The 15,716-nt window shown below is 65.5% G+C and carries 14 protein-coding genes and 1 pseudogene; 8 read left to right on the top strand and 7 right to left on the bottom strand.

The genetic code is table 11. The features are described 5' to 3' along the window. The first annotated feature begins 162 nt into the window (after positions 1 to 162). The gene (locus GGQ99_RS16915; RefSeq protein WP_183263420.1) at positions 163 to 708 is read left to right on the top strand and encodes a protease inhibitor Inh/omp19 family protein; all 546 of its coding nucleotides are present in this window, start codon (positions 163 to 165) and stop codon (positions 706 to 708) included. Positions 709 to 740: 32 nt separating this feature from the next. Then, positions 741 to 1,922: a cell division protein ZapE gene (gene zapE, locus GGQ99_RS16910; RefSeq protein WP_183263419.1), complete on the top strand. Its 1,182-nt coding sequence runs from the start codon at positions 741 to 743 to the stop codon at positions 1,920 to 1,922. Positions 1,923 to 1,965: 43 nt separating this feature from the next. On the opposite strand, the gene GGQ99_RS16905 is transcribed toward zapE, so the two are convergent. After that, positions 1,966 to 2,670: a ceramidase domain-containing protein gene (locus GGQ99_RS16905; protein WP_183263418.1), complete on the bottom strand. Its 705-nt coding sequence runs from the start codon at positions 2,668 to 2,670 to the stop codon at positions 1,966 to 1,968. 204 nt (positions 2,671 to 2,874) lie between these two features. On the opposite strand from GGQ99_RS16905, the gene GGQ99_RS16900 reads away from it, so the two are divergent. From GGQ99_RS16900 to GGQ99_RS16885, 4 genes and pseudogenes are all read left to right on the top strand, one after another. Next, a complete protein-coding gene (locus GGQ99_RS16900; RefSeq protein ID WP_183263417.1) occupies positions 2,875 to 3,630 on the top strand; it encodes a DUF1223 domain-containing protein in 756 nt (251 codons plus the stop codon). Positions 3,631 to 4,041: 411 nt separating this feature from the next. Beyond that, the gene (locus GGQ99_RS16895; protein ID WP_108606266.1) at positions 4,042 to 4,425 is read left to right on the top strand and encodes a DUF2794 domain-containing protein; all 384 of its coding nucleotides are present in this window, start codon (positions 4,042 to 4,044) and stop codon (positions 4,423 to 4,425) included. 107 nt (positions 4,426 to 4,532) lie between these two features. Beyond that, positions 4,533 to 5,051 (top strand): GNAT family N-acetyltransferase, encoded by a 519-nt coding sequence (locus tag GGQ99_RS16890; RefSeq protein ID WP_183263416.1) that lies wholly within the window; start codon positions 4,533 to 4,535, stop codon positions 5,049 to 5,051. Further along, positions 5,048 to 6,072: pseudogene (locus GGQ99_RS16885) on the top strand (histone deacetylase family protein). Before GGQ99_RS16890 ends, GGQ99_RS16885 begins: the two are co-directional and overlap by 4 nt. A 5-nt stretch (positions 6,073 to 6,077) precedes the next feature. Here GGQ99_RS16885 and GGQ99_RS16880 read toward each other — a convergent pair. Beyond that, the gene (locus GGQ99_RS16880) at positions 6,078 to 6,629 is read right to left on the bottom strand and encodes a DUF308 domain-containing protein (protein ID WP_183263415.1); all 552 of its coding nucleotides are present in this window, start codon (positions 6,627 to 6,629) and stop codon (positions 6,078 to 6,080) included. Positions 6,630 to 6,886: 257 nt separating this feature from the next. Here GGQ99_RS16880 and GGQ99_RS16875 point away from each other — a divergent pair, with 257 nt between their 5' ends. Continuing rightward, a complete protein-coding gene (locus GGQ99_RS16875; RefSeq protein ID WP_246389635.1) occupies positions 6,887 to 8,998 on the top strand; it encodes a putative bifunctional diguanylate cyclase/phosphodiesterase in 2,112 nt (703 codons plus the stop codon). Between the two features lie 36 nt (positions 8,999 to 9,034). Here the strand turns inward: GGQ99_RS16875 and GGQ99_RS16870 are convergent, their stop codons facing one another. From GGQ99_RS16870 to amaB, 5 genes are all read right to left on the bottom strand, one after another. Then, on the bottom strand, positions 9,035 to 10,678 hold the full coding sequence (locus GGQ99_RS16870) for a copper resistance CopC/CopD family protein (RefSeq protein ID WP_183263413.1): 1,644 nt from the start codon (positions 10,676 to 10,678) through the stop codon (positions 9,035 to 9,037). Between the two features lie 2 nt (positions 10,679 to 10,680). Beyond that, entirely contained in the window at positions 10,681 to 11,211 is a 531-nt protein-coding gene (locus GGQ99_RS16865) for a copper chaperone PCu(A)C (RefSeq protein WP_183263412.1), read from the bottom strand. 102 nt (positions 11,212 to 11,313) lie between these two features. Next, positions 11,314 to 11,694: a hypothetical protein gene (locus tag GGQ99_RS16860; RefSeq protein ID WP_183263411.1), complete on the bottom strand. Its 381-nt coding sequence runs from the start codon at positions 11,692 to 11,694 to the stop codon at positions 11,314 to 11,316. Positions 11,695 to 11,789: 95 nt separating this feature from the next. Beyond that, the gene (locus tag GGQ99_RS16855; RefSeq protein WP_210307915.1) at positions 11,790 to 12,836 is read right to left on the bottom strand and encodes a proline racemase family protein; all 1,047 of its coding nucleotides are present in this window, start codon (positions 12,834 to 12,836) and stop codon (positions 11,790 to 11,792) included. A gap of 144 nt (positions 12,837 to 12,980) precedes the next feature. Further along, on the bottom strand, positions 12,981 to 14,495 hold the full coding sequence (gene amaB / locus GGQ99_RS16850; protein WP_183263410.1) for an L-piperidine-6-carboxylate dehydrogenase: 1,515 nt from the start codon (positions 14,493 to 14,495) through the stop codon (positions 12,981 to 12,983). Between the two features lie 582 nt (positions 14,496 to 15,077). On the opposite strand from amaB, the gene GGQ99_RS16845 reads away from it, so the two are divergent. Then, positions 15,078 to 15,716 (top strand): protein-L-isoaspartate(D-aspartate) O-methyltransferase, encoded by a 639-nt coding sequence (locus GGQ99_RS16845; protein WP_183263409.1) that lies wholly within the window; start codon positions 15,078 to 15,080, stop codon positions 15,714 to 15,716.

Genomic DNA, 15,716 nt, shown 5'->3' with positions numbered 1-15,716 from the left:
GTCTCGCGGCGCGCCAGCCTATTGAGGCAATTTTGCAACAATTTCATATGCAAACCCTATTTTAACCATATCGGGTTGAAATTCTGCCAACTTCGCCGCTTTAGAGGCGAGCTATCGATCGCGCGGGGGCGCCCCCAGAACTGCCCCGACGGAGGGACTGCAATGGCTTTTTCGAAAACCGGCCTACTGGCCGCATCGCTGGTAGCGCTGATGACGGCCGCCGGCTGCACCAGTTCGCGCCTTTCCTCGATGGATACACAGCCCGCGCCGCTGCCCGCGGCACCTGCAGGCACGGTGACCAGCGGCCAGCTGCCGCCGCCAGCAGCACCCGGCGCAGCCAGCGCCTCGCAGTTCCCTGCAGCACCCCAGCAGCAGACCCAGGTCGCGGCTTTGCCCGCCGACGGTGGCGCCGCTGCCGCCAATGCGCCCGACCTCACCGCGGCAAGCGTGGCTGGTGTGTGGAGTGCTTCGGTTTCTGGCCAGAGCTGCAAGGTGGCGACGCCGCAGACCAAGTTCGGCCAGGGCTTCCGCGCCGGCCCGCTGCGCTGCCCGGCACCGGTCGACGGCGTCAAGTCGTGGAACGTCGCCGGCAAGCAACTGACGCTCTATGATGAAGGCGGCTCGCCGCTGGCCAGGCTCTATTCGTCGGGCGCAGGCCGCTTCGACGGCCAGACCTCGAACGGCCTGCCGATCTCGCTCAACCGCTAAGAGCAAATTTCGAATTCGTGCCAGAGTGAACCATGCACCTGCGTGACGGCCTACAGACCCATGTGACCGTCAGGCAGCGCTATGACCATCTGGTCGAGCTCGGCAACGTTCGGCGCGATCCGGCGCAGCTAGCCATCATCGCCGCCCTCGACAGGCTGATCGACGAGATTTCCGACAAGCGCCTGGCGCGCAAATCGAGTGCGCTTGGCTGGCTGTTCGCCAAGCGCAAGCCCCAGCGCGAGCCTGTGAAGGGGCTCTATGTCTATGGCGGCGTCGGCCGCGGCAAGACCATGCTGATGGACATGTTCTATGAGCTCGTGCCGGTCAAGCACAAGCGCCGCGTCCATTTCAACGACTTCATGGCCGACGTTCACGACCGTATCCAGAAGCAGCGGGCGGCGCGCAAAAACGGCACCTCGCGCGACGACGATCCGATCCCGCCGGTTGCCGCAGCCCTTGCCGAAGAGGCTTGGGTGCTGTGCTTCGACGAGTTCTCGGTCACCGACATCGCCGATGCGATGATCCTGTCGCGGCTGTTTTCGGCGCTGTTCGGGCTTGGCGTGGTGCTCGTCGCCACCTCCAACGTGGCGCCGAAGGACCTTTACCGCGACGGACTGAACCGCCAGCTGTTCTTGCCCTTCATCGCCATGCTCGAACAGAACGCCGCGGTGCTCAACCTCGATGCCGACACCGATTACCGGCTGGAGAAGCTCGACCGTGTCCCGGTCTATCTCAGCCCGCTCGGCGAAGCGGCCGACCAGGCGATGGACAAGGCCTGGGCGGCGGTGACCCATGGCGCCGCGGCCCAGCCGGCGACCGTCGCCGTCAAGGGCCGCAAGGTGCATGTACCGGCAGCGGTCGACGGGTGCGCGCGCTTCGGCTTCGCCGATCTCTGCGACAAGCCGCTTGCGGCACGCGACTATCTTGCCATTGCGGCGCACTATCAGACGATCTTCGTCGACCACGTGCCGGTCATGGCCGAAGCCAACCGCAACGAAGCCAAGCGTTTCATCCTGCTGATCGACACGCTCTACGACCAGAATGTGCGGCTGGTGCTCAGCGCCGCCGCCTCGCCCGACAAACTTTATGCCGGCAAGCGCGGCCATGAGGCCTTCGAGTTCGACCGTACGTCGTCACGCCTCATCGAGATGCAGGGCGCCGATTGGCTCGACCGCTGGGCCGAACGGCACGCTCAGCCGGCAGTCTCTGCCTGACCGACCGGGCTTGTCGATGGCGCGCGGCCATGCCCGCGCCTGTTCACTGCCATGCGCCGACGGCTCCCGACATCGACTGAGGCTCCGTCCGGGGCTTTGCGTAGCGCGTCGTTGCGGCCATCAGCACGCCGAGCATCAGCCCGTTGAGCACATGCCACATGAAATGCGTGCCGATCGGCATGGCATCGCAGACCATCGGATCGAGGACCCGGCAAGTGACGGAGCCGAGAAAGATCGCAGCAGCAGCGAGATTGTACCAGCCGGCTGCACTGCCCTTGGCGATGACCACGCAGCCGAAGAAGATCAGTGCCAGGAACGGCGGCAGGTAGCCGGTAGTGCCGTTCGAGGCCGCGCGCAGCCAGTCGGGCACCATGTAGGTCAACAGGCCGACCGCGATGTAGAAACCAAGGAAGATGGCCAGCGCCCTCGGCCAGGCCATGCCGGCGAAACGCCTGAGGTTGAACAGCGTATAGGCAAGCGTGAAGCCGGCAATGGGCAGGATGTCGGCCCATTTGGTGGCTTCGGTGGCGAAGGTATGGAACAGCGTCGAGCCGATCCCGATTGCCACCACCCACCAGCCCAGCACCTCTGCGAAGACGCCCGCCTTCAGCCTCCGCGCCTCGTAGACGCCCCAGAAACCGGCGGCGAAGAAGGCAAGGTTGCTGACCGCATTGAGCGGTTCGGCCCACAGGCCGGGGCCCAGCCGCTCGCAGTAAAGATCGACATGTTGGCTTAGCTGTTCCAGCATCGATGCTTCCCCCGCCGGTACCCGATCCTACCCATCTAGGGGCATTTTTCGATAAGAAATTCCGCACGCCGAAGGTGACGCAGCGGAAATGCATAGCTGCCAAAATTTCACCGCAACGTGACTTCCCGTTGAATGGCGCATCTGCCACATATTTCGCCAACGACAAGAAAAGCCGGTGACGTCGGCTGAGGATCCGGATTGGTCATGGAGTTTCGAAGATATTTTCGGCTGGCAGCCGTGGCGCTGGCCTTTACCGGATTTGCCGGTTCAGCCAATTCCCAGGTGAAGGATCGTCCGCTCGGCGTGATCGAGCTTTTCACCAGCCAAGGCTGCAACTCCTGTCCTCCCGCCGACGAACTGTTCGCCGAGTTCGCTGCCCAAGATGACATGGTGGCGCTTGCCTACCACGTCACCTATTGGGATTATCTCGGCTGGCAGGACAAGCTGGCGAGCAACGACAACACCGAGCGCCAGTATGCCTACATGCGCGCCTTCGGCTCGCGCTCCGTCTACACGCCCCAGGCCGTCATCAATGGCCGCACCCATGTCAGCGGTGCCAAGCGCGAAGACGTGACCGGCGCGCTCGACAACCTCGCCAAGACCGGCCAGGCGATGAACATCGACATCAAGATCACGGAAAACCCCGACACCTTCACCATCGATGTCGGAGCCGCCGAGGGGCCGAGCAGTGCAGCCCATGTGGTGGTCGTCCACTACCAAGCGCCACAGGAGGTCGATCTCCAGAAGGGCGAGAACAAGGGCCGCAAGGTCACCTACTGGAATGCCGTCACCGACCTGCATACCGCTGGCATGTGGCACGGCAAGCCACAGCGCTACGAACTGCCCAGGAGCGAAGTGGAAAAGAAGGGCGGCTGCGCCGTCCTGCTGCAGGCGGTCGGCAAGGATGGCCTGCCCGGCCCGATCCTCGGCGCGGCGGTGGTGCGCAGGCCGGTCAACTAGACGCGTCCCGGACGAACCCGAACCGGCATGCAAAAAAGCCGACGCCAGCTTGCTGCCTGACGTCGGCTTCAGATTTTGGGATCGTCGCACCTGGTTCCAGTAAGAACCGAGGTTGGTTCGATCCGACTCGGGCCCGTGGGCGGGGGGCTTGGGGTTTACGAGCCAGTGCCGGACCGAACCGTCTCAGGCAACGGGGCTAAATTCGTCGGACATTGGGGCGTCAGCGCGGATAATAAACGGCAGGAATGTGGCGAGTCATCACCAATTCCAACAGCCTGTCTTGTAAACGTTACCGTTGCGGTAACCCCATGTGCATCGTTCGCCGCATGGTTTGATTCGCCGCCGCGGGTTGCAATTCCGGCGCGAATGGGCGATTCTTAGCCGTAGTCGTATTCTGCAAGGGAACGATTGATGACGGATCGCGGTGCTGGAGCGGAGGATGGCGAGACATCCACAGTGATCCCGCTTCATGAGGCCCGGCGGGAGCGCCCGGACCTCCCGGTCGCGTTCGAGAGGCGGGAGCTCGACCAGATCCTCAGGCTCTACGGACGCATGGTTGCCGCCAATGAATGGCGCGACTACGCCATCGACCATCTTAGCGACCGCGCGGTCTTCTCGGTTTTCCGCCGCACCAGCGAAACCCCGCTGTTCCAGATCGTCAAGGACCCCCGGCTCGCCCGCAAACAAGGTGCCTTCTCGGTGATCGCCGCCGGCGGCCTGATCCTCAAGCGCGGCCACGAACTGGCTCGCGTGCTCGGCGTGTTCGACAAACGGCTTAAGGTCGTCGAGGCCTGAGCGCATCGGGACATGGCGGCCGGATCCTTGCAGCCAGCGACTGAATCCTGCTCGCCACGGTTCCGCCGGATGCTATCAAGATCGCATCCGCGCGGGAGTTCGACCGAATGAGCATCACAGCCAAGCGGCCAATCGCCGTCACCATTCGCCCGGCGACATCGGACGATGCGGCGCTGCTGATGCAGGCCATCACCGGCCTGGCCGAGCATGTCGGCGAGGCCGACGGCGTAGCTTGCACCGAAGCGGACCTGCGGCGTTTCGGTTTCGGCGAAAACCCGGCCTTCGAGGCTGTCATCGCGAAAGTGGATGGCGCGTTTGCCGGCATGTGCCTGTTCTTCCCGATTTTCTCGAGCTGGTACGGCCGCCCCGGCGTGTTCGTCCAGGACCTTTATGTCGACAAGCATTTCCGCAGTCTCGGCATCGGCGAGCGGCTCTTGCGCCATGTCGCCGGGCTTTGCCGCGGCAGAGGCGGCGTCTACATGCGCCTGGCGGTCGACGACGACAACGCGCGGGCGCACCCCTTCTATGTCAGGCTCGGTTTTGCTTGGACGAGCGATCAGCGATCCTACATTGCCAGCGGCGACGCTTTTGCCGGTCTGAGCGGAGCCATCGGGGAGCAGACATGAAGACCTTCTACGCCGACGAGCAGAAGCGCCACGCCCCCAAGGCTTTCCTGTCGATGGGGATGCAAAAGCCCAATCCGGAGCAGCCCGAGCGCGTCGAGCGCCTGCTTTCGGGCGCCCGCGCCGCAGGCTCGACGATCCACCGCCCGCCCAGTTTCGGACTTGGACCCATCGCCGCCATCCACACGCCCGAATATATCGAGTTCCTGGCCCACATCTTTGAGCGCTGGCAACGCATGGAAGGCGCGTCGGCCGAGGTGATCCCCAACATCCACCCCTTCGCCCGCAACGGCAGCTATCCGGCAGGCGCTGCCGGCCAGGCCGGCTATCACATGGCCGACACCGCCTGCCCGATATCGGCCGAAACTTTCGACAGTGCCTACTGGAGCGCCTGGAGCGCGGTGGCCGCCGCTGACGCCGTGCTGTCCGGCGAGCCGGCCGCCTATGCGCTGTGCCGGCCGCCGGGCCACCATGCCTTCGCCGACGTCGCCGGCGGCTTCTGCTTCTTCAACAATTCGGCCATCGCCGCGCAGCGGCTACGCGGCACGGGGGCACGCGTCGCCATCCTCGACGTCGACCTGCATCACGGCAACGGCACCCAAGGCATCTTCTACGCAAGGCCCGATGTACTGACGGTTTCGCTGCATGCCGATCCGAGCCGCTTCTACCCTTTCTTCTGGGGCCATGCCGACGAACGCGGCGAAGCGGGCGGCCTCGGCTACAATCTCAACCTGCCTTTGCCACGCAAATCGGGCGACGCCGAGTTTCTCGCCGCGCTGGACCGCGCCAGCCGCCGCATCCAGGCTTTCGCGCCCGATGCACTCGTCGTCGCGCTCGGGCTCGACGCCTTCGAGGGCGACCCGTTCGGCGGCCTGTCGGTCACCACGCCGGGCTTTTCGCGCATCGCCGAAGCGATCGCTCGCCTCGGCCTGCCCACTGTCATGGTCCAGGAAGGCGGCTATCTCTGCGATGCGCTCGGCGACAACCTGACTGCCTCCTCACCGGTTTCTCCGGCGCGCGCTGACCGAATCAGGCCCCAGCGCGGATGCGCCAGGCGCGATAGAACAGAAGCAAGGCATAGAGCAGCATCAGGATCGTGGCGATTCGCATCAGCGTCGCCGCACTGGTCAGCGGCACGAACATCAGCGCCAGGCCGAAGGCGGCATAGACCGCGCCACCTACCAGCGTCGGCCAAAGCCGCGTCTGGCGCTCGTTGTCGATGAAGCTCGACACCATCTCGATCAGGCCGACGACCAGGGCAAGAGCGCCCACCAGCCCGGCCATGAAGGACAGGGTGAAGACATTGGCCAGGATGCCGCTGGCCAGCACGATCACGCCGGCGGCGATCGACAGGACGTTGCGCGCCAATGCCAGCCAGTGGCCGGTCGTACGCGGCGCCGCATGATCGATCGTCGCCAGCCCGAGCACGCCATCGACAAGCAGCAGGCCGCCGCCGACCATGACCAGCAGCTTCACCGCCTGCACCGGATAGAACAACCCGACCAGAGCCGCAGCAACGATCAGGATGCCCCGCAGCGCCGTCAGTGTTGCCTCGAAGCGTTTGGTCTTCGTCTCGGCCATGTCTTGCTCCTTTGAACTAAGACGTCCATTTGTGCGAGATAAGCTCCGGATTCGCAACCAGGGCGATTGTTCGCGGCTGACCAGTAGCCGCTCCCTCCGGATATCTCACCGGCGAGACCTGGCACAGGCGATTCATCGCCACCGAAGTCGTCTAGCCCGAGCGAAACCATTGTTACATTAGGAAATTCTTTCATCTTTGCTGTGAACACTCGTTCCGGGGTCTGCCAGGAAGTCCTGGCTGGAATTGAGGCGTGGCGATGTTCAAGGTCATTTCCTGTCTTGCTTACGAGCATGACTATTCATTCGTGGTCATTGCGGCGATCGTCTGCGTCGCCGGTGCGGCCATGACGATGCGGCTTTTCGACCGCGCCGCGCGCCTCTCCCCCGAAGCGCGGTTCGCATGGATCATGCTCTCGGGCGTCGCCTGCGGCTCGGCCATCTGGACCACCCATTTCGTCGCCATGCTTGGCTTCCAGCTGCCCTTCGACGCCGCGTTCAATCCTCTTTTGACGATTGCCTCGCTGCTCATCGCCATCGCCTTCACCGCTGCCGGACTGCATCTCTCGGCAACGCCGCCCAACGGCATGCCGGTTGAAACCGGGGGTGCGGTGATCGGTATCGGCATCGTCGCCATGCACTACACCGGCATGAGCGGCTACGAGTTCGCCGGCCGGATCGAATGGGACGCCAGGCTGGTCGAGGCCTCGATCCTGTTTGCCGTGGCCTTCGGTGCGCTGGCGATGCACCTGGCCGCCCGCCAGCGCATCCGCTTCGCCAAGCCGCTGTCGGTCGTTGCACTCGTGCTTGCCATTTGCGCCATGCATTTCACCGGCATGGGCGCGGCAACATTGGTGCCCGATCCCTCGGTGCCGGTGCCGACAAAGGTATTTTCGAGCGAATTCCTAGCCGTCCTGGTGCTGGCCACCATGGCGATCATCGCCGGCCTGACGCTTTATGCAATGGATGCCAAGTCGCAGCGCGAACTGGTCGACAGCTTCCGCCATGCCGCGCAGCATGACCCGCTGACCGGCCTGCCCAACCGCGCATTCCTTTCCGACAACCTGCCCGCAATGCTCGAGCGCAGCGCCGCCGCCGGCAAGGAAGCAGCGGTCATCGTCGTCGACCTCGACCGCTTCAAGGAAATCAACGACGTCCACGGCCACAATGCGGGCGACCTGCTGCTGCAGACCCTTGCCAACAGGCTGAAGGCACTGACCGGTCCGGGCGAACTGGTCGCGCGCGTCGGCGGCGACGAGTTCGTCGCCGTCAAGCAGGACATCGGCTCCAGGCAAGAGGTCGACAGCTTTGTCCGCCGCCTCGTCGACAGCGTCCTCGATCCCATCCACAACAAGGCCAAGACACTGTCGGTCGGCGCCAGCGTCGGCGTCAGTCTCTATCCCGACCATGCCGGCGACGCCGACGACCTGATCGGCGCCGCCGACCTTGCCATGTATCGCGCCAAGCGCGCCCTGACCGACAAGATCTGCTACTATGACCGGTCGATGGACGAGGGCCGGCGCGAGCGCAGTGCGCTCGCCATCGAGCTTCGCCATGCGCTGGATCGCGACGAGTTCGAGCTCTATTACCAGCCGCAGCACGACATGAAGAGCGGCGAAGTGACCGCTTTTGAGGCGCTGCTGCGCTGGCATCACCGCGAACGCGGTCTCGTCGCCCCCGAAGAATTCATCCCGATCGCCGAGGAGAACGGGCTGATCATCCCGATCGGCGAGTGGGTGCTGCGAACCGCCTGCGCCGAAGTGGCGACGTGGCGCAAGCCCTACAAGATCGCCGTCAACATCGCCGCCGCCCAGCTCACCCAGGCCGACCTGCCTAGGGTCGTCCACGAGACGCTGCTGGCGACCGGCCTCGCCGCCTCGCGGCTGGAGCTCGAGATCACCGAGGCCAGCATCATCGAGGACCGCGAGCGCGCCTTGCATGTGGTGCGCCAGCTCAAGGCGCTGGGCGTCACCATCGCCATGGACGACTACGGCATCGGCTATTCGTCGCTGTCGACGCTGCAGATCTTCCCCTTCGACAGGGTCAAGATCGACCGTTCCTTCGTCGAGGACGTGGCCAATGACAGCGCGTCAGCTGCGATCGTCCGGGCGACCATCCTGCTGGCCAACGACCTCCGCATCCCGGTGCTCGCCGAGGGTGTCGAAAAGCAGGAGAACTTCGAGTTCCTGCGCGCCGAGGGCTGCTCCGAAATGCAGGGCTTCCTGTTTGGCCGGCCCCAGCCGCTATCGGAGATCGCAAGCCTCGTCGGCCGCGAAACCCGCCCGGCCGAGACGCCGAAAGCGTCGACCTCGGGCGTGCGCCGCATCGAGGCCTCGGGCCTGGCGCTCAGCCGCCAGTCGGGCGTCGCCTGACGGAGGTGCCGCCAGCTAGGCTCCGTCCGCTCAACTCTATGGGCGGATGGTGATCTCGCTGGTCAGTGTCACGCGTTCGGTCGCAGAGATCTCGACGTCGATCGCCGCCGTCCATGTTCCCGGCACAGGCAGTTCCATGCCGTCGATACGCCAGGTGCCGTCGCCGGGCTTGTGCGCGCTGACGCTGATCGGCGCCACCTTGGCTTCCGCATGGTTCATTCGCAGCGTCACGCTGCGCGCGTCGAGCGGGCCGAAATCGCCCGACATGATCACGATCGAGGCGCTTACGGCGCCGGCGCGTCCGGGCGTGAGACTGACGTCGGCCATCGCCTCCGGCGTATGAACATGGAATGTCGCCGGTTCGGCTGCCTCGATCGCCAGCACGCGCGGCGGCGGCGTGAAGCGGAAGCCGGCGACGGCCGCAAGGATCGCCACCATGACCAGCGTCTCGAGGACGATATTGCGCGCAAGCCGTCGCTGCGCATCCGGCTGCGCGACCAGTGACGGTTTGGTCAGCTTCCATCGGTTGACGGCGGCAAGCAGCAGCAGCGGCACGACGAGCGCCAGCTTGATCAGCAGGAGCCGGCCATAGGCCGTCTGCCATAGGGCTTGGACCTTCTCCACCTGGATGACGGCCAGCACCACGCCGGCAGCAATCAGGGCTGCGACCACATAGGGGATCGCGGTCGAGAAACGGCGCAACGCCTCGCCGGCATCGGGCGCACGGTGGCGGCAGGCCAGGCCGAGCGGCACGAGCGCGCCGGCCCAGAAGGCGATGCCCGCGCCGTGGACGAAGACCATCGGCCGCGTCAGCCATTGCGGGGCGGCCGCGCTGGCGTGCCCGCTTGCCGCGAGCGCAGCACCTGTGCCGACGAGTGCCGCCAGCGCCAGCCCACGCGCCAGCGCGCCCTCGCTCGCCAGCGCCAGAAGCGCCAGCGCCAGCGCCATGAAGGCGATCGCCGCGGTGAAACCGTAGCTGGTCGCAGCCGCCGCCTGCCAGGTGACCGGCTGGCCAAGCAGCCCGAGCGGCGCGCCGAGCGCATCGAGCCCCTGCAGGCCGAACGAGACAGGTGCTGCGACCAGGCCGAGAGCGGTGAAGGCGGTGACGGTCGCCATGCCGTGGCGGCTCTTGGGTGCAAGCCAGGCCAGTGCAAACGCGCCACCGGCGCCGAAAAACACACCGAGATAAAGCGCGAGCTTTGCCGCCCACAGAGCGGCCCGCAATGTCGGGTCGTTCAACTCGGGCGTCACCGGCGGCGTGGCGCTGGGGCTACCGACGGAAAAGGTTGAATAGCCTGCGACCGGATGGCCGTCGGTCGAAACCACGCGCCATGACAGCAGGTAAGTGCCGCTGGCGGCATCATTTGCCGGCAAGGCGATGCTCAGGCCGTCGTCCGAGACATCGCCGATGAGCCGGACAGACCCCCCGTCCGGCCGCAGAAGTTCGATGACCAGAGGTGTCACCGGCTCGCTGAAGGTCAGCGTCGCTTGCGGCGGCAACGTCTGGACCACCGTACCTTCGGCCGGCGTCGCCCGCAGCAGCGAGGCATGGGCTGCGGCCATGGCAGTACCGCCGACGAGGATCGCAGCGGCCAGCAGGAACCGGGCGAGCAAGGCTGCGAGGCGCGCGCCTTCAGGCGGCAGGCCGCCCTTGGTGCGGAGCAGATGGCGCGCGCCCATGCTCAGTGACCGGAATGGTCTTGGCTCTGGCCGCCCATCTTGTCGGCCTGGAACTCGACCGTCACCGTGCCTGCCTTTTCGAAGGTCAGCGTGCCGGAGAACTTCTCGCCTTCCTTCACCGGCGCCTTCAGGCCCATAAACATGATGTGATAGGCGCCCGGCTTGAGCGCGACTTCGCCACCGGCCGGGATTTCGACGCCCTCGGCCACCTGGCGCATGGTCATCACGCCCTTGGCGTCGACGGCCATCTCGTGGATCTCGGCCTTTTCGGAGACATCCGACTGGATCGAAACCAGCCGGTCGGCTTCCGCGCCGGTGTTCTTGACGGTGAGATAGCCGGCGGCAACCTTGGCCCCGGCTGGCGTGGCGCGCGACCACGGGTGGCCGATCTCGAGATCGCCGACCTTGAAGCCGTGGGCGAGTAAAGCATGCGTCGAGGCAAACAGCAGCATCGCCGCAAAGACGATGATGCCGAGACGTTCTTCGAAGCTGCGGAAGAGCGGGCGCGCAAAGGCGCGAGCGGAATTGGTCATGGGGAACTCCGATATGGAATGGAAGCGCCAGCCATCGTGGCGCGAGGTTCGTTTTCAGGCGAAATTTCACTACGCCGCGGGCGTTTGCGCGCGACAGTGATCTCAGGCGGCCGGTGGCGGCGCGCGCGGACTGCCCGGATCGTGCTTCGCAGCCGTAGGCGGATCGCGCCGCACGTGAACGAACGCGGCTGCCATTGGAAACTGCAGCGTGACCGGCAATGCCACGCCGTCGGGCGGCATGGCCATGGCAGTGGAGAACATGTTGCAGCCGAGCGTGCAGCATTCCGGCAGGCTCGGATGATCGCTCTTGGCAGGCGCTGTGTGGTCAGTGGCTGATGTAATGCAGAGCGGGTTGCCGAAGATGTCGAGCGGCGGCGTGCCCTGCCCGATCGCCAGCGCTGCGGCCGCCGTCTGCAGGACGAGCATCAGCGCCGCGGCAAACGCGACCCCAAATCCCCATCCCTGGCGGCGAAACACGACCAAGCGGCCCGATCCTCAGCTTCGATGCCGAATTGATAGCATCATCGACAGGTCCGGAGAATTACCGGAAACTGCGACATATTCTTTGATCTGTCGCACTATCGCAGCAGGAAGCCGCGGCCAAGTTCGTCCCCCGCCTCGATCGAGAAGCTCGAACGCCCCGAATAGAACGCCCGCCCGCCGACCTCGACGCGAACGGCATCGAACCGCCCGACCTTGTCGGCGCGCACCGCCTTGCCGGAAAACACCGCACCGGTGACGCTCTCGAAGCGGCGCTGTTCGCCCCACCCAAGTGTTCCCCGGGCAACGGCAACCGCGATCCGCGCGGACACCCCGGAACCTGTCGGGCTGCGGTCGACCTCGCGCTCGGCAAAGACGCAGAGATTGCGCGTCGGATCCAGCGCCCCCTCGCCGCCGTCGGTCAGGATGGTGCCGTAGAGAAAGGCGAGATCGGGATCGTCGGGATGTTCGAGAGGCAGGCTTTTCGCCACCGCCTTGGTGATGCGGTCGGCCGCATCGACCAGCCTGTCGAGCGGCGTTGCCTTGAGATCGAGCCCGATCGAGGCGGCCTCGACCAGCGCGTAGAAGGCGCCGCCATAACCGACATCGAACGTCACGCCGCCCAGCCCCGGCACGTCGATCTTCTGGTCGAGCGCAAAGGCGAAGGACGCCACGCTCTCGAAGGACGCAGCACCTGTGGCGAAGCCATCCGCCGTCCTTTCGACCTCGACCCTGACGTTGACCAGCCCGCATGGGCACTGCAGCCTGACCTCGGTCACCGGCACCTGGGGCGCGACGATGCCGTGATCCACCGCATAGCGTCCGAGCGCGATGGTGGCGTGGCCGCACATCGTCGAGTAACCCTCATTGTGGATGAACAGCACCGCCATGTCAGCGCCGGGCAGGTCGGGCTCCACCGGGATCACGCCGTACATGTCGTAATGGCCGCGCGGCTCGAACATGATCAGCTTGCGCAGGTGGTCGAGGTTTTCACGGGCGTGCCGGCGCTTGTCCAGGATCGTCGCGCCGGGGATCGGCGGATAGCCCGAGGTGACGATGCGCACCGGTTCGCCGCCCGTGTGCATCTCGACCGTCTCGACGGTGCCGTCGAAGCGGCCATCGCCGCTGATGCTGAGTTCGACCATGTCCACCCCGTTCTGCTTCCGCCGCGATCTGAGCCGCTTCGCCGCCGCGCCGTCAAGCTTCGTAGTCGAAGCAAACAAAAAGCGCCGCCTGCTTTCGCGGGCGACGCTTTGGTTTCGGTCAGGCCTGTTGGCTCACCCGATAACTTATTCGATGTCGAACGACACGCCCTGCGCCAGCGGCAGCGCCTTGGAATAGTTCACGGTGTTGGTGGCGCGGCGCATGTAGGCGCGCCAGGCGTCCGAACCGCTCTCACGACCGCCGCCGGTCTCCTTTTCGCCGCCGAACGCGCCGCCGATCTCGGCGCCCGAAGTGCCGATATTGACGTTGGCGATGCCGCAGTCCGAACCCTCGACCGACAGGAAGCGCTCGGCCTCCTGCAGGTCGAGCGTGAAGATCGATGACGACAGGCCGGCGCCGACCGCGTTGTGCGCGTCGAGCACGGCGTCGAAGTCGGAATACTTCATCACATAGAGGATCGGTGCGAAGGTCTCTTCCAGCACCGGGCCGACCTGGCCCGGCATCTCCACCAGCGCCGGCTTGACGTAGAAGGCGCCGTCATGGCCGTTGTCGACACGGGTGCCGCCGGTGACCTTGCCGCCATGTCCGGCTGCTTCCTTCAGCGCCTTCTGCATGCCGTCGAAGGCGGCCTTGTCGATCAGCGGGCCGACCAGCGCCGAGGTCTCCAGCGGGCTGCCGACCGAAACGCTCTCATAGGCCTTCTTCAGGCGCGGCACGAGCGCGTCGTAGACGCTGTCATGCACGAACAGGCGGCGCATGGTGGTGCAGCGCTGGCCGGCGGTGCCCATGGCGCCGAAGGCGATGGCGCGCAGTGCCATGTCGAGATTGGCGGTCGGGCAGACGATGCCGGCATTGTTGCCGCCGAGCTCGAGGATGGCGCGGGCAAAACGCTTGGCAAGGCGCGGGCCGACGTCGCGGCCCATGCGGGTCGAGCCGGTGGCCGACACCAGCGGCACCTTGGGGTGGTCGACAAGCACCTCGCCGACGGCGCGGTCGCCGATCAGCACCTGCGACAGGTTTTCGGGCGCATCGGCACCGAAACGGGCCGCGGCGCGCTTGAAGATCGCGTCGCAGGCAAGGGCGGTCAGCGGCGTCTTTTCCGACGGCTTCCACACCACCGCGTTGCCGCAGACGAAGGCGAGTGCGGCATTCCACGACCACACCGCAACGGGGAAATTGAAGGCGGAGATGACGCCGACCACGCCGAGCGGGTGCCACGTCTCCATCATGCGGTGGCCGGGGCGCTCGGTGGCAATTGTCAGGCCGTAGAGCTGGCGCGACAGGCCGACGGCGAAATCGCAGATGTCGATCATCTCCTGGACTTCGCCCAAACCTTCCGACGGGATTTTTCCCACCTCGATCGACACCAGCCGGCCGAGGTCGGTCTTGGCGGCGCGCAGTTCCTCGCCGAGCAGGCGGACGAGCTCGCCGCGCTTCGGCGCCGGCACGTTGCGCCAGGCCTTGAAGGCCTTGTCGGCACGTTCGATGGCCTTGCCCGCCTCGGCAGGCGAGATCGACGTCAGCGCGCCGATCTGCTCGCCGGTCACCGGGCTGCGCACGATCAGGTCGCCACCGCTGAAATCGGCCTTGGCAACGCCCAGCCGTTCGAGAAGGGCAGCGGTTTCGCTGGTCACGTTCATGCTGATTACCTTTCCTCGTTCCTCACCACCCGCGGCCATCTGCGTGTCTGTTTTTGCTTGTCGCCGGCCGGGGCTTCATCGTTTGGTATCTCCGCGGGCCTTGCCGGGAGACGCTTTGCATTGCCTATAGCCTGATCGGGCACCGAAACGCCACACCAGTCGCTGAGCCAGGGCCTCTGGCCGGCGAATTGGCCTGACGTGGTCCACAAAACCCGGCGGAAAGCACAGCTTGCAACCCGATTGGCGGGGCACAGAAGTTATCGATGTGGGGGAGGCTGAAAAAACAACACCCGCCGGGGGAGGAGGTCCGGCGGGTGTCGTATTGGTGGCCAGCGTCTGGGAGGAGGTAGGCGCTGACCTATTCGTCGGAAACCTGGGAGGAGGTAGGCCCGACAAATTCGATGACCCATATCTAGCTCCGCCGGGTCGGGTTTTAAAGTGTTGATATTGCATAGGAGCTTTGCGTTTTGTGCAATGCAACATGATCGTCGCGCTGCAACATCAGGCGGACGTTGCGGCAAGTCCGGCACGCGGGGAACTTCGTGCCCGCATGCCGGTTAATTGGCAACGGCAGGCAAGGCCATGATCGACTACAGGGCAGCGCGCCTCAGAATGGTCGAATACCAGATCGCCCGGCGCGGCATACGCGACCTGGCGGTACTCGAGGCGCTGTCCGCGGTGCCGCGCGAAGAGTTCGTCACCGATGCGCTGCGCGACTACGCCTATGAGGATACGGCACTGCCGATCGCCCACGGCCAGACCATCTCCCAGCCCTACATCGTCGCGTTGATGGCCCAGGCGGCCGAGCTGACGGGAGCAGGCAAGGCGCTGGAGATCGGCGCCGGCTCGGGCTACGCAGCGGCGGTGATGGCTGAAATCGCCGGGCACGTCGTCACCATCGAGCGCGTGGCGGCACTGGCGGAGCTGGCGACAAGCCGGCTGCAGCGGCTCGGCTATGCGAATGTGGAAGTCATATCGGGCGACGGCACGGCGGGGTACGCCGGCCAGGCACCGTTCGATGCCATTCTTTCAGCGGCGGGAACCCGCAAGGTGCCGACGGCCTGGAAGGAACAGCTGGCCATCGGTGGCCGGCTCGTCTTGCCGCTCGGGCCGCTCGGCGACCAGAAACTGATGAAGATCGTGCGGACCGGCGACAAGGACTACAGCCAGCGGCCGTTGGTCGACGTGCGTTTCGTGCCGCTGATCGAAGGTCCGGGCTGA

The sequence above is a fragment of the Aminobacter niigataensis genome (assembly GCF_014200015.1).
In the GTDB taxonomy this organism is placed as follows: Bacteria; Pseudomonadota; Alphaproteobacteria; order Rhizobiales; family Rhizobiaceae; genus Aminobacter; species Aminobacter niigataensis.
The sequence above is the reverse complement of the archived record's forward strand: the minus strand, read 5'-3'. Positions and strand labels throughout refer to the sequence as shown.

Coding starts and splice junctions, on each gene's coding strand:
- GGQ99_RS16875 (WP_246389635.1), top strand. CDS start 6,887: ATGTTCAAGGTCATTTCCTGTCTTGCTTACGAGCATGACTATTCATTC.
- GGQ99_RS16890 (WP_183263416.1), top strand. CDS start 4,533: ATGAGCATCACAGCCAAGCGGCCAATCGCCGTCACCATTCGCCCGGCG.
- amaB (WP_183263410.1), bottom strand. CDS start 14,495: ATGAACGTGACCAGCGAAACCGCTGCCCTTCTCGAACGGCTGGGCGTT.
- GGQ99_RS16915 (WP_183263420.1), top strand. CDS start 163: ATGGCTTTTTCGAAAACCGGCCTACTGGCCGCATCGCTGGTAGCGCTG.
- GGQ99_RS16905 (WP_183263418.1), bottom strand. CDS start 2,670: ATGCTGGAACAGCTAAGCCAACATGTCGATCTTTACTGCGAGCGGCTG.
- zapE (WP_183263419.1), top strand. CDS start 741: ATGCACCTGCGTGACGGCCTACAGACCCATGTGACCGTCAGGCAGCGC.
- GGQ99_RS16865 (WP_183263412.1), bottom strand. CDS start 11,211: ATGACCAATTCCGCTCGCGCCTTTGCGCGCCCGCTCTTCCGCAGCTTC.
- GGQ99_RS16900 (WP_183263417.1), top strand. CDS start 2,875: ATGGAGTTTCGAAGATATTTTCGGCTGGCAGCCGTGGCGCTGGCCTTT.
- GGQ99_RS16855 (WP_210307915.1), bottom strand. CDS start 12,836: ATGGTCGAACTCAGCATCAGCGGCGATGGCCGCTTCGACGGCACCGTC.
- GGQ99_RS16880 (WP_183263415.1), bottom strand. CDS start 6,629: ATGGCCGAGACGAAGACCAAACGCTTCGAGGCAACACTGACGGCGCTG.
- GGQ99_RS16845 (WP_183263409.1), top strand. CDS start 15,078: ATGATCGACTACAGGGCAGCGCGCCTCAGAATGGTCGAATACCAGATC.
- GGQ99_RS16895 (WP_108606266.1), top strand. CDS start 4,042: ATGACGGATCGCGGTGCTGGAGCGGAGGATGGCGAGACATCCACAGTG.
- GGQ99_RS16870 (WP_183263413.1), bottom strand. CDS start 10,678: ATGGGCGCGCGCCATCTGCTCCGCACCAAGGGCGGCCTGCCGCCTGAA.